The sequence below is a fragment of the Sphingomonas radiodurans genome (genome assembly GCF_020866845.1).
Lineage (GTDB): Bacteria > Pseudomonadota > Alphaproteobacteria > Sphingomonadales > Sphingomonadaceae > Sphingomonas > Sphingomonas radiodurans.
This window is the reverse complement of the sequence record NZ_CP086594.1, coordinates 1,236,237-1,248,561: the sequence shown is the minus strand read 5'-3', so window position 1 is coordinate 1,248,561 and position 12,325 is coordinate 1,236,237. Positions and strand designations below refer to the sequence as shown.

11 protein-coding genes are annotated in these 12,325 nt (G+C 67.1%); 5 read left to right on the top strand and 6 right to left on the bottom strand.

All coding sequences use genetic code 11. The features are described 5' to 3' along the window. Positions 1–14: 14 nt before the first annotated feature. The 4 genes from pheT to rpmI form a co-directional block, all read right to left on the bottom strand. Positions 15–2,366: a phenylalanine--tRNA ligase subunit beta gene (gene pheT / locus LLW23_RS06035; RefSeq protein WP_228947865.1), complete on the bottom strand. Its 2,352-nt coding sequence runs from the start codon at positions 2,364–2,366 to the stop codon at positions 15–17. A gap of 13 nt (positions 2,367–2,379) precedes the next feature. Then, complete coding sequence (pheS, locus tag LLW23_RS06030; protein ID WP_228947864.1) at positions 2,380–3,486, bottom strand: phenylalanine--tRNA ligase subunit alpha; 1,107 nt, start codon at positions 3,484–3,486, stop codon at positions 2,380–2,382. Between the two features lie 109 nt (positions 3,487–3,595). Beyond that, the gene (gene rplT / locus LLW23_RS06025; protein ID WP_228947863.1) at positions 3,596–3,961 is read right to left on the bottom strand and encodes a 50S ribosomal protein L20; all 366 of its coding nucleotides are present in this window, start codon (positions 3,959–3,961) and stop codon (positions 3,596–3,598) included. A 17-nt stretch (positions 3,962–3,978) separates the two neighbouring features. Further along, positions 3,979–4,182 (bottom strand): 50S ribosomal protein L35, encoded by a 204-nt coding sequence (gene rpmI / locus LLW23_RS06020; RefSeq protein ID WP_228947862.1) that lies wholly within the window; start codon positions 4,180–4,182, stop codon positions 3,979–3,981. A 149-nt stretch (positions 4,183–4,331) separates the two neighbouring features. Between rpmI and LLW23_RS06015 the strand changes: the two genes are divergently transcribed. Further along, on the top strand, positions 4,332–6,452 hold the full coding sequence (locus LLW23_RS06015) for an AsmA family protein (protein WP_408642037.1): 2,121 nt from the start codon (positions 4,332–4,334) through the stop codon (positions 6,450–6,452). A gap of 125 nt (positions 6,453–6,577) precedes the next feature. Here the strand turns inward: LLW23_RS06015 and LLW23_RS06010 are convergent, their stop codons facing one another. After that, positions 6,578–7,384: an inositol monophosphatase family protein gene (locus tag LLW23_RS06010; RefSeq protein ID WP_228947860.1), complete on the bottom strand. Its 807-nt coding sequence runs from the start codon at positions 7,382–7,384 to the stop codon at positions 6,578–6,580. Between the two features lie 65 nt (positions 7,385–7,449). Between LLW23_RS06010 and LLW23_RS06005 the strand changes: the two genes are divergently transcribed. Beyond that, positions 7,450–7,986 (top strand): peroxiredoxin, encoded by a 537-nt coding sequence (locus tag LLW23_RS06005; RefSeq protein WP_228947859.1) that lies wholly within the window; start codon positions 7,450–7,452, stop codon positions 7,984–7,986. A 51-nt stretch (positions 7,987–8,037) separates the two neighbouring features. Beyond that, complete coding sequence (locus LLW23_RS06000; protein WP_228947858.1) at positions 8,038–9,147, top strand: GGDEF domain-containing protein; 1,110 nt, start codon at positions 8,038–8,040, stop codon at positions 9,145–9,147. 362 nt (positions 9,148–9,509) lie between these two features. Here LLW23_RS06000 and LLW23_RS05995 read toward each other — a convergent pair whose 3' ends face one another. Beyond that, positions 9,510–10,157 carry a YbhB/YbcL family Raf kinase inhibitor-like protein gene (locus LLW23_RS05995; protein ID WP_228947857.1) on the bottom strand — a complete coding sequence of 216 codons (648 nt, stop codon included), beginning with the start codon at positions 10,155–10,157 and terminating at the stop codon, positions 9,510–9,512. A 69-nt stretch (positions 10,158–10,226) separates the two neighbouring features. Between LLW23_RS05995 and LLW23_RS05990 the strand changes: the two genes are divergently transcribed. Further along, positions 10,227–10,649 carry a DUF1810 domain-containing protein gene (locus LLW23_RS05990; protein WP_228948484.1) on the top strand — a complete coding sequence of 141 codons (423 nt, stop codon included), beginning with the start codon at positions 10,227–10,229 and terminating at the stop codon, positions 10,647–10,649. Between the two features lie 64 nt (positions 10,650–10,713). After that, positions 10,714–12,177, top strand: a complete 1,464-nt coding sequence (locus LLW23_RS05985; protein WP_228947856.1) for a S41 family peptidase — start codon at positions 10,714–10,716, stop codon at positions 12,175–12,177. The last annotated feature ends 148 nt before the right edge of the window (positions 12,178–12,325 follow it).

Below are 12,325 nucleotides of genomic sequence, written 5' to 3'. Positions count from 1 at the left end.
GAACGGAGGGGGCGTTATCCCCTGAGCGACGCCCCCAGCTTGCCCGCTGCCGCGACCACCTTGTCGGCGATCGCCTTCAATTCGGCCTCGACGAACGCCCTTTCGGTCGGTTGCAGCATCACTTCGACTGCCATCGAGGTTTCGCCGTCCTTCGCGAAGACGTCGAACACGCGCGCCGAGACGATCGCGGCCTTGTCGGCGCCCTTCACCGCGCGGACCAGCGCGTCGGCGGCGAGGGCGGGGGGGACAAGGAAGGCGAAGTCGCGGCGTACCGCTTGCAGTGCGGGCGGCGTGTAGGCGGGACGCGTGAAGCCGGCGGACCGCTTGGCGGGGATCGCGTCGAGGGAGAGTTCGACTGCCGCGACGCTGCCGTCGAGGTCGAACGCATTCGTTACGCGCGGGTGGACGATGCCGAAGGCAGCGAGCACCGTCTTCGGCCCGAGCCGCAGCGTGCCCGACTGGCCGGGGTGCCAGGCGTCACCGGCCTCTCCGAACACTTGCAAATTCTCGACCGGGGCGCCGGCGGCGGCGAGGAGGGCAAGCGCTTCGGCCTTGGCGTCGAACGCGTCGAAGCCTTGCGGCTTGCCCGACTGCCAGCCCCGTGTGCGGCGCTCGCCAGTGAGGATCAGGGCGAGCGTCGCGCGTTCCTTGTCGGCGAGGTAGCGGCGGCCGATCTCGAATAGCCGCACGCTGCTTGCGCCGCGCTTCGCGTTGCGCGCGGCGGCGGAGAGGAGCCCGGGGAGGAGCGACGGGCGCATGACCTTGAGGTCTTCGCTGATCGGATTGGCGAGGCTAAAAGCGCCGCCACCGAATGGCGCGGCTTCGGCCTCGGAGATGAAGCTCCACGTTACCGCTTCGTCGAGGCCGCGAGCGGCAGCGGCGCGGCGGACCCGGCGTTCGAGCTTCTGCTCGGGCGTTGCGGTGGGCGTGGCGACGCCGGGGATGCGCGCGAGCGGGGTGGAGGGGATATTGTCGATCCCTTCGATGCGGATCACTTCCTCGACCAGATCGGCGGTGCCGTCCACGTCGCGGCGCCATGTTGGCGGGGTGACCTGCCAGTCGTCCGTGACGGTGAAGCCGAGCGATTCGAGGATCGCGCGCTGGCGTTCGGGCGCGACCGCGAGGCCGCCGAGCGTTTCGGCGCGGGTGGGGTCGTAAGCGTAGTTGCGCTTGCCCAGCGGTGGCTCGCCGGCGCGGGTGATGCCGGTGGCGGTGCCGCCGCACAGATCGAGCACCAGCCGCGTGGCGATCGCAAGGCCGTCGTCGAGGAACGCGGGATCGACGCCGCGCTCGAAGCGCTGGCGCGCGTCGCTGGTGAGCTGCAGCTTCTGCCCGGTGCGCGCGATGTGATCGGGATCGAAGAAGGCGCATTCGATGATCACGTCGGTGGTCGTTTCCGACACGCCCGATTGCTCGCCGCCCATGATGCCGCCGATGTCATGGACATGCGCTTCGTCAACGATGACGGTCATGCTCTCGTCGAGCGTGTAGGTCTTGCCGTTGAGCGCGAGGACGGTCTCGCCGGACGTGGCCTTGCGCGCGACGAGGCCGCCGGTGAGCGTCGCCTTGTCGTAGACATGCAGCGGGCGGCCGAGATCGACGGTGACGTAGTTGGTGATGTCGACGAGCGCGGAGATCGGCTTCTGCCCGATCGCGCGCAGGCGCTTGGCGAGCCACTCGGGGGCGGAGCCGTTGACGACGCCGGTGACGCCCTGGGCGTAGAAGGCGGGGCAGCCGGCGGGGTCTTCGGTGCGGACGTCGGGGCCGGGGCCTCCGCCCTCGACAGGTTCGACCGTCAGCGGCTTCAGCGTACCCAGGCCCGCGGCGGCGAGATCGCGGGCGATGCCGCGGACGCCCATGCAATCCTGGCGGTTGGGCGTGATCGCGACGTCGATCACCGGATCGTTAAGCCCTGCCCATTCGGCGTAGGTCGCGCCGACCGGGGCGTCTGCTGCGAGCTCGATGATCCCGTCGTGATCGTCGCCGAGTTCCAGCTCGCGCGTCGAGCACATCATGCCGTTCGACTCGACCCCGCGGATCGCTGCGACCTTGAGCACCATGCCGTTCGCGGGCACCGTCGCGCCGGGCGCGCCGAACACGCCGACTAGACCGGCGCGCGCGTTCGGCGCGCCGCAGACGACTTGCAGCGGGCCGTCTCCGGCGTCGACCGACAAAATCTGCAGCTTGTCCGCTTGCGGGTGGCGCTCGGCGGTCAGCACCTTGGCGATGCGAAAGGCGGCGAGCTTCGCGCCGGGATTGTCGACACCCTCGACCTCGAGCCCGATGCGGGTGAGCGCGACGACGATCTCGTCGAGCGCGGCGGAGGTCTCGAGGTGATCCTTGAGCCAGGAAAGCGTGAATTTCATTGGTCTGTTTCCGTCACGCCACGCCGACGCCGCCCGACAAGGTCGGGACGTCGAGGGCGGAGAAGCCGTAATGCTTGAGCCAGCGAATATCGCCGTCGAAGAAGGCGCGCAGATCGTCCATGCCGTATTTCAGCATCGCTAGCCGATCGATGCCGCAGCCGAAGGCGAAGCCCTGCCATTCTTCGGGATCGAGCCCGCAGGCGGCGATCACCTTCGGATGGACCATGCCGCTGCCGAGCACTTCCATCCAGCCGCCGTCCGCAACATCGCCGCCGCCGCCGATCACGCGCTTGCCCTTCTGCAGCGTATAGCCGACGTCGACCTCCGCCGAAGGCTCGGTGAACGGGAAATAGCTTGGGCGCAGGCGCAGCACGATATCGTCGCGCTCGAAGAATGCCTTCAGAAACGTTTCGAGCGTCCATTTGAGGTGGCCCATCGTGATCCCCTTGTCGATCACGAGACCTTCGACCTGATGGAACATCGGCGTGTGCGTCGCGTCGCTGTCTGAGCGGTACGTGCGGCCGGGCGCGATGATACGGATCGGCGGCTTCTGCGACAGCATCGTGCGGATCTGCACCGGGCTGGTGTGCGTGCGCAGCAGGCGCGGCTTCTCGCGATCCTCCGCGCCCTGCTCGCCGTCGAGGTAGAAGGTGTCGTGCATCGCGCGCGCGGGATGGCTTTCGGGAATGTTGAGCGCGGTGAAATTGTGCCAGTCGGTCTCCATCTCGGGGCCGGTGGCGACCGCGAAGCCCAAGTCTGCGAAGATCTCGGCGAGTTCGTCCATCACTTGGCTGACGGGGTGGATCGTGCCGGTGAGCGGCGCATCGACCGGCAGCGTCATGTCGAGGCGTTCGCCGGCGAGCTTCGCCTCGAGCGCGGCGGCGTCGAGCGCCTCCTTGCGCGCAGCGATGGCGTTCGTCACTGCCTCGCGGAGGCCGTGAATCGCGGGGCCGTGCACCTGCCGCTCCTCGGGCGACATGCCGCCGAGCGATTTCAGCAGCGCGGTGACGCGCCCCTGCTTGCCGAGCGCCTCGACGCGCACCGTTTCCAGCGCCTCGATCCCCGCCGCCGCCGCGACGGCGGTGAGCAGGTGGGTCTTCAGATCGTCAGTGTCGGTCATGCTTCCTGCCCGAACGAGAGAATGGGGGCGCTGTAGTCACGTGCGCCGGACACGCAAAGGGCGCGGGTGTTGCCACCCACGCCCTTCGTGTCGCGTCAGTCGAAAAGCGTTATGCCGCTGCCGGCAACGCTGCCTTCGCCTGAGCGACGATGGCGCTAAATGCGGCGCCTTCGTGCATCGCGATGTCGGCCAGGACCTTCCGGTCCAGATCGACGCCCGCCAGCTTCAGGCCGTGCATGAACTGGCTGTACGTCAGCCCCTCGGCGCGGACGCCGGCGTTGATGCGCTGGATCCACAGGCCGCGGAAGGTGCGCTTCTTCACCTTGCGATCGCGATACGCATACTGGCCGGCCTTTTCGACGGCCTGCCGCGCGACGCGGATCGTGTTCTTGCGGCGGCCGCGGTAACCCTTGGCCTGTTCCAGAATATTCTTGTGCTTGGCGCGAGTGGTTACGCCCCGTTTTACGCGTGCCATATCTCAGTTCCTCTCGCTCAACGCAGGCCGTACGGCGCCCAGGCCTTCACCGCTGCGGTGTCGGCCTTCGACAGCACCTTGGTGCCGCGATTCTGGCGGATGTACTTGCCATTGTGGGTGATGAGGCGATGGCGCTTGCCGGCAACGCCGTGCTTGAGCAGGCCGGTAGCAGTGAGCTTGAAGCGCTTTTTCACGCCGCTCTTCGTCTTGAGCTTGGGCATTTTGTTCCTTTCAGTTCGAGCGAGACTGGAACAGCCGCGGCAGCCCTGTTAGCCGGGCGGTTCGTTCACCTCGCTTGGAGAAGCGCTGGCCCTTAGCGGCGGCACCTGCCAAATGCAACCAATGCGCACATGAAACGATTTTGACGGATATGGACATGGCGACTCAGCGTATCGAGCCGCCGGCGTCGTCCCCGCGCGATCCGCGTCGAGAACGCCGCCGGCGCATCATCCGCAATATCATCATCGCGATCGTCGCGATTCCCGCGCTTATCTGGCTGGTGCTGTACATCACCAAAGGGCGGTTCCTGAAGGGGCCGTTCGAGACGATCGTTGGCCGGATGACCAACCGCGAGGTGAAGGTCGGCGGCGATTTCCAGCTGTATTTCGCGCCGCTGCGAATCAAATTCTATGCCGAGCGCTTCACGATCGCGAACCCGGCCTGGGCGACGCAGCCTTATCTGTTCCGCGGCGAACGGATCGACACTCGGATCGCGCCACTATCGCTGATCTTCGGCAAGCGCCGGCTCTATTGGCTCGACCTGGTGAATGGCGCGGTCGATCTTGAGTGGAACCGCGGCCACACCGCCAATACGTGGACGTTCAGCGACAAGAAGGGCGGCAAGCCGCTGGAGTTCCCGCGTATCGACGAGGTGACGGTACGCGGCACGACGGTGCGCTATCGCGATCCACGGATGCGGTTGCTGGCCGATCTGAAGATCGACGACATTCGCTCGACCGACGCGCGGATCGGCAAGGCGGTCGGCGTCGAGGGGACCGGGCGGCTGCGCGAGACGCCATTCCGCCTGACGGCGCAGCTGCTGTCGCCCGACGCCACGGCGAACCGCGGTGAGAACAAGCTGGTCGCGCGCGCCTGGGCCGCGAACAACGTGATCGACGTGTCGGGCACGCTGCCCTCGATCGCCGACATCGAGAACGTTCCGCTGGCGACGCGTGCGCGCGGGCGTGACGCGTCCGAACTGCTCGGCATCATCGGCGTCGTCATGCCCCAGACGCGGCGTTACGCCGTGAAGGCGCAGATGGTGAAGGACGGCGATGTCTACCGCTTCACCCGCATGACCGGCACCGTAGGGCGGAGCGACGTCTCGGGGTTGCTGACTGTGACCAATGGTGATCGCGTCCACCTCGAATCGACGATTGCCACGCGCAACCTCGACATCATCGATGCCGCGTCGATCATCGGCTACAATCCCGATATCGTCGAGACGAAGGGCGTCGTCGCCGCCGCCGCGGCGACCGGAGCGGGGCCGCAGAAGCTGATCCCCGATTCGGATCTGCCGGTCGAGAAGCTGCGTGCGTTCGACGCGGACCTCAAGTGGACGATCCGCACGCTGAAATCGAAGCGCGTGCCGATCTCCAACATCGACATGACTCTGGCGCTGAAGGACGGGCGGCTGGCGCTGTCGCCGCTGACGTTCGCAATGGCGCGTGGCAACGTCGCCACCGACATCGTGTTCGACACGCGCAAGCGGCCGAGCGCTGTCAGCTATGACGTGCGGCTCGCGCCGACGCCGATGGGGCAGTTGCTCGCCGGCTGGGGCGTGACCGAGGCGGGGACGAGCGGGACGATCAAGGGACGCATCGAGCTGGCCGGGCGCGGCGATTCTTTCGCCGATTCGCTGGCGACATCAGCCGGTCGGATTGCGTTCGTGATGCCAAAGGGCTCGTTGACGACACGCAACGTACAGCTCGCCGAGCTCGATATCGGCACGTTCGTGCAGAAGATGTTCGCTGGCCAGCTCAAGGAGCCAGTGTCGATCAATTGCGGGTTGATCGGCTTTACGGTGCGCGGCGGCATTGCGGCGGCGGATCCGATCCTGATCGACACGCGCAAGAACGTGATCATCGGGCGCGGTGGCTTCAGTTTTCGTACCGAGGCGATCGACCTGGCAGTGCGCGCCGACGCGAAGAAGTTCAGCGTGTTTTCCGGCCAGTCGCCGGTCGGCCTGAATGGCCACTTCGCTGCCCCGGGAATGAGCGTGATCAGCCCCGAGCTGGTCGGCCGCGCCGGCGCTGCTCTTGGCCTTGCGATCGTCGCTACGCCGGTGGCCGGCGTGCTGGCATTCGTCGATGTCGGAGATGCGAAGTCGGCGGCCTGCGGGCCGGTGCTCCAGGGTGAGACGGCGGCGGGGCAGCGGACGCGCGGCGGCGAGAAGCGCGACGATGTCGGCCGTGGGACGACGGCTAAGGATGAGAAGGGCGAGCAGAAGCCGGGCAAGGAACAGAAGAAGAAGTTCCTGGGGATCTTCTGAGACGATCGGGTACCTTTCGTGTCGAGTAGGGTTCGAGCTTGTCGAGAGCCCGTATCGAGACATCTGTCCCTCGATACGCCATCTCGACAAGCTCGATGGCTACTCGGGACGAACGGTGGTGGTCTTCAATGCGCGTGCGGGACGGCGTGGAGCGCCTCGAGCAGTTCGTCCATCCGGGCGGGATCGCCGATCGCGAGCACCTGGCCTGTGCTCGCCTCGGTCAGCGGATCACCGTTCCAGTCGCACATCCGCCCGCCCGCACCCTCGACAATCGGCACGAGCGCGGCGAAATCGTGGAGCGCAAGCCCGGCCTCGCACACCACGTCGAGATGGCCGCTCGCGAGCAGGCCATAGTTGTAGCAGTCGCCGCCATAGACTGGCCCCTGCCGCGAGTGCCCGCCCGACACCGCCGCGACCAATGCCATGAAATGCGCTGCCTCGTCGTCCGAGAACAAATGCGGGCTGGTGGTCGCGAGGATCGCGCCCTCGACCTCGCGGCAGAGGCGGGTGCGGGTCGGGGCGCCGTTAAACAGCGTCGGGCGGCCGGCGGCGCCGATCCAGCGTTCGCGCGCGATCGGCTGGTCGATCACCCCCATCATCGGCCAGCCATCCTCGACCAGCGCCACGAGCGTGCCGAAGATCGCGCGGCCGACGGTGAAGCTGCGCGTGCCGTCGATCGGGTCGAGCACCCAGCGGCGACCAGTGACGCCTTCCTTGATGCCATATTCCTCGCCCTGGACGGCGTCGCCCGGTGCCTCGGCATCGAGGATGCGGCGCATCGCGGCTTCGGCGGCGCGGTCGGCGAGCGTGACGGGCGAGTGATCGGCCTTCGTCTCGGTACCAAGTTCACCGCGAAAATAGGGGCGGATTGCCTCGCCTGCGGCGTCGGCAAGGCGGTGGGCGAGATCGAGGTCGGCTTGGCGGATGGGCATCGCATCGCCCTATCGTTGTGCTGCGCGGCGCGCTAGGAACATCGCGACACACAGGAGAGCTTCACATGCGCCGCATCATCGCCGCCGCCGCAGGTATTTTCGCGATCGCCGCCCCGGCGAACGCCGCGCTCACGGTGGGTGCCAAGGCGCCCGCCTTCACGACGCGCGGTGCGATCGCCGGCAAGGTGGTGACGGTCAGTCTGGCGCAGCAGCTGAAGAAGGGCCCGGTGGTGCTGTACTTCTTCCCGGCTGCCTTCACCTCAGGCTGCAATGCCGAGGCGCGCGCCTTTGCTGAGAATGTCGCGAACTTCCGCGCCGCAGGCGCGACGGTGATCGGCATGTCGGCCGATCCGGTCGAGGATCTGCAGAAGTTCTCGTCGACCGAATGCGCCGGCAAGTTCGCCGTGGCGAGCGCAGGGCCGAACGTCGTCGCCGGCTATGACGTGGCGCTGGGGCGGCAAATCAAGGGGCGCGATGCGACGCGGCGGACCAGCTATGTCATCGGGCGCGATGGGCGGATCGCGTTCGTTCACGATGACCTCTCCGCCGAGCGGCATGTCACGCTGACGCTGGACGCGGTGCGCAAGCTGCGCAACTCGTAACGACAACGTAATGTTAGCGGTTGCGCATTAGTCAGCGTCGTCAAGGAAGCGTTGCGCGATAGGGGCGATGCGCTGGTGGCGAGGCGGGCGAACGTGGGCATGGTGGTCAAGATGCCGGAGGCCGATCCGGTCAACCTCTTTGATGCCATTGGCATGTTCCTGTCCGATCATCGGCTTAGCCCCGAACCGGCGCATTACGCCTTTGCTCATCAAGTGCTCTCCGATCCTCAAGGAGCGCTCGCCCAGTCGGTAGCGCGACTCACCGACGGCGGCGTGCGGTTGTCGCACCACGACATTGCCGAACTGGGCGGCGTGGTGACGGCTGGAGCGGCAGTCACGCCGACGGTGCGAAGCGTAGAGCAGCGCGAGCCCGTTGCCGAAAATCCCGAGGATCAGGCACGGGCGGAGCAGGCCGAGCTTCTGATGGCGCGCGCCGAACTGCAGGTCTGCGACTTCACCGATACGGTCCGGTCGATCCATGCCGAGACGAGCGGGTTCGGGCGCGATCTGGCGGCGAGCGCGGCGGCAATCCAGGCGGCCAATCCGGTATCTGCGCTGGATCATATCGCGCAGCTGACGAGCACCATGATCGAGCGCGTTCATTCGGCAGAATGTCGTTTGGCAGCGGCCGAGCGCGAAAGCGATCAACTGCGTCACGCCCTCGAAGAGGCGCGGGGTTTTGCGCGGCAGGATCCGCTAACCAAGCTCGCTAACCGCCGCGCCTTCGACGAAGCCTTCGATTCGCTGAAAACGCCGGCGCCGGTCGTGATCGCGGTGTGCGACATCGATCACTTCAAGCGCGTGAACGACGAATTCGGCCATGCCGTAGGCGACCGCGTGCTGTGTGCCGTCGGGCGGACGTTGGCGGCGGAGATCGAGGGTGCCCTCGTCGCGCGATACGGCGGCGAGGAATTCGCGGTGCTGCTGACGGGCGTGGATGTCGATGCGGCGCTAACGGCAATCGATCGCGCGCGCAGTGCGGTCGCGGCGCGGCGCTTCCGCGCGCGGGAGACGGACACGCCGATTGGCACGGTGACGATTTCGGCGGGGATCGCGGTCGGTACGGCGGGCGAATTGCGCGAGATGCTCTACGCAAAAGCGGACGCGGCGATGTATCGCGCCAAGGCAGCGGGCCGCAACCGGGTGTTTCGCGCCGGATAATGGTGCGCCGCGCCAGCGGGGAGTGGCGCAGATTACCAAGGCCTGAACCGAGCTGTCTCAAGTCATTGAAAACACGTCGCCGCGCAAATTGGCACGGCACCTGCAGTGTCTCTGGCATCGGCAGCCGGATGGTCCGGCCGCCGCCTCGGAGACCTACAATGACCAACCGTTTCACCAGCATCCAGAACACCGTCGTCAGCTTCGTCGGCGCGCTCTTCTTCGCATCGCTCATGATCAGCGCTGCCGTTCCTGTCCTCCCGATCGCCTGACGCGATCAGCCACCCTCAACTGAGAGTAAGACTCATGATCCGCCCTATCTTCCTCGCCGTCGCCTCCTTTGCCAGCACCTCCGCGCTGCTGCTTTACGTCAACGCCGCCGCGGCCCTAGCCTGAGCGATGCCGCGGGCAGCCTTCTCCCCGCGCGCCGGATCGCCGCGCGAATAGGTGCCGATGAGCAGCCCCGCCGCCAGCACATGCCCCGCCATGGCGCGCACCAGCGCGCCGCGGCCGGGCGAGCGGCCGGGATCTTCAACTTCCCCATCCAGCGCAAACAGCTGAAAGGCGTAGCGGTGTTCGCCATGCCCCGTCGGGGGATCGGGCGGCAGCCAGCCTTCGCCCCGATACGAATTGCGCCCGACATCACCGCCATGTTGTGTGCCTGCGGCGTCGGCGCGGATCGCACCTTCCGCCAGACGCCCGGCATCTGCCGGCAGGCACCAAACGACGGCGTGGCATAAGGGCTGCGGCGTAGGGGCGTCGGCATCCTCGACCAGCAGCGCGAGCATCGCGGTTCCTTCCGGCACCGCGCCCCACACCAGCGGCGGCGAGACGCCGTCGCCATCCGCCGTGAAGCGCGGCGGCAAGCGGGCCTCGCTGGCGAAGGCCGGGCTCGACAGGTCGATCGCGGTGAAGCGCCCGCCGAGTTCGGGCTGGGCGATCGCCAGCTTGTCGGCCCCGGCGCGCACGCCCGACAAAGAGCGGCCAAGCCAGGCGGGGATGTGTCCGAGCATCTCGCATTCCTTTCCCGAAGCGCCAACGCGCGAACCGGCACCGACGATGCAGACGCGCGTTATCAAGCGATGGCCGACCCGTATGATCTCGAACGCTTCGTCATTGCGCAACAGGGGATCTACCCCGCGGCGCTTGCCGAACTGAAGGCGGGGCGCAAGACGACTCACTGGATGTGGTTCGTCTTCCCGCAATTGCGCGGGCTTGGGCGCAGCGCGACCGCATTGCAGTACGGCATTGCTTCGCTGGCGGAGGCGCGCGCGTATCTCGATCATCCGCTGCTGGGGGCCAGGTTGCACGAAGCGGTCGGTGCGCTGGTGACGGTGCGGGGCAGTGCGGAAGCGATCCTGGGAATCGTGGATGCGATGAAACTGCGGTCCATGCTGACGCTGTTCGCGGTGGCGGCCAGCGATCCGGCGCCGTTCGACGCGGCGCTTGAGCGCTTTTTCGGTGGCGATCGCGATCCCGCGACGATTGCCATTCTGGAGGCGTGATCCTCGCTGGCGTCGCCTGCCCGCGCCAGCTAACGTCGTGAAAGTAATCGCAAAGGCTTCTGCGTTGAGGATCGGTCGGCGAATTTCGGCTTCGGCCTGTCTGCTGGCTTTGCTTGCCGGGTGCGGCGGCGATGGCGGCGGCGGGGGAGCAGCAACTACGGGCGGCACTGCTGCAACGCCCACGCCCCCCGCGACCCCCGCACCGACCGCTGCTTGCTCGCTGGCGGATCGCAAGCAGTGGGTCTCGGCGCAGATGCGCGAATGGTATCTCTTCCCCGAGACACTGCCCGCCAGCCTCGACCCGGCGGGCTATCCCACGCTGCAGGATTATGTCGACGCGCTGACCGCGACTGCGCGGGCACAGAACAAGGACCGCTTCTTCACCTACGTGACGTCGATCGCGGAAGAAGACGCCTTCTACCGATCGGGATCGAGCGCCGGGTTCGGCGTGCGGCTGTCCTATGATGTATCCGCCAGCCGGCTGTTCGTGGCCGAGTCGTTCGAGGATGCGCCGGCGCTCGCGGTCGGGATCGATCGCGGCACCGAGATCCTGGCGATCGGCACGTCGACGGAGAGCCTTCGGACCGTCACCGCGCTGTTCCAGGCGGGCGGTGCGCAGTCGGTCAGCGAGGCGCTTGGGCCTTCCGACGCCGGCGTCTCGCGGCTGCTGCGCGTGCGCGCGCCCGACGGCACTCAGCGTGACGTGACGGTGGCGAAGAGCGATTTCGCTCTGGCGCCAGTGTCGAGCCGCTACGGCGTGCGGATCATCGACGAGGGCGGGCGGCGCGTTGGCTATGTGAACCTGCGCACGTTCATCTCGACCGCCGATCAAGCGCTGCGCGACGCCTTCGCGCAGTTGCGCGGAGCCGGCGTGACCGAGGTGATCGTCGATTTGCGCTACAATGGTGGCGGTCTGGTTTCGACCGCGGAGCTGTTCGGCGATCTGCTCGGCGGCAATCGTTCGCGCAGCGAAGTGCTGAGCTACACCACGTTCAGGCCGGAGAAAGCGGCCGAGAACGACACAAGATTTTTCACGCCGCAGCCGCAGTCGATCGCGCCGACGCGGATTGCTTTCATCGGCACCGGCGGATCGGCATCGGCGAGCGAGCTCGTGATCAACGCCTTCACGCCGTATCTCCACAGTGCTTCGGCGCTGATCGGCACCAACACTTTCGGCAAACCCGTGGGGCAGATCGCGCGCGATCAGACGGTGTGCGACGATCGGCTGCGCGTGGTGGCGTTCGCGACGCAGAATGCCGCGCGGCAAGGCGCTTATTACACTGGCCTAGCGCCAGTGATGGAGGCGACGTGCCAGGCGGCGGACGATCTGGCGTTTCCGCTGGGCGATCCGCGCGAGGCATCGGTGCGGCAAGCGCTTGATTTTCTGGCCGGGCGGAGCTGCACGCGGATCGATGGCGCGAGCGCGACTGCCTCGGCGGCGCGCACCCGCGATGTGGGCGTGCGGCGCGACTTGCTGACGCCCGATCGGCCGACGACGATCCAGCGCGAGGCGCCCGGCGCCTTCTAAACCCGGGAAAAGCGAAAGGCCGCCCCCTCGCGGGGACGGCCTTTCCATTGTCAGCCAGCTTCGGCTCGTCGTCAGGCGACAGCCCCCTGGGTGGGGATCGTAGCCTTCAGGCTTGCCGCGAGCGGCGTGAGACAATGAGACATTCGAC

Coding starts and splice junctions, on each gene's coding strand:
- LLW23_RS06015 (WP_408642037.1), top strand. CDS start 4,332: ATGGACATGGCGACTCAGCGTATCGAGCCGCCGGCGTCGTCCCCGCGC.
- rpmI (WP_228947862.1), bottom strand. CDS start 4,182: ATGCCCAAGCTCAAGACGAAGAGCGGCGTGAAAAAGCGCTTCAAGCTC.
- LLW23_RS05990 (WP_228948484.1), top strand. CDS start 10,227: ATGGCCGACCCGTATGATCTCGAACGCTTCGTCATTGCGCAACAGGGG.
- LLW23_RS06010 (WP_228947860.1), bottom strand. CDS start 7,384: ATGCCCATCCGCCAAGCCGACCTCGATCTCGCCCACCGCCTTGCCGAC.
- pheT (WP_228947865.1), bottom strand. CDS start 2,366: ATGAAATTCACGCTTTCCTGGCTCAAGGATCACCTCGAGACCTCCGCC.
- LLW23_RS06005 (WP_228947859.1), top strand. CDS start 7,450: ATGCGCCGCATCATCGCCGCCGCCGCAGGTATTTTCGCGATCGCCGCC.
- LLW23_RS05995 (WP_228947857.1), bottom strand. CDS start 10,157: ATGCTCGGACACATCCCCGCCTGGCTTGGCCGCTCTTTGTCGGGCGTG.
- pheS (WP_228947864.1), bottom strand. CDS start 3,486: ATGACCGACACTGACGATCTGAAGACCCACCTGCTCACCGCCGTCGCG.
- rplT (WP_228947863.1), bottom strand. CDS start 3,961: ATGGCACGCGTAAAACGGGGCGTAACCACTCGCGCCAAGCACAAGAAT.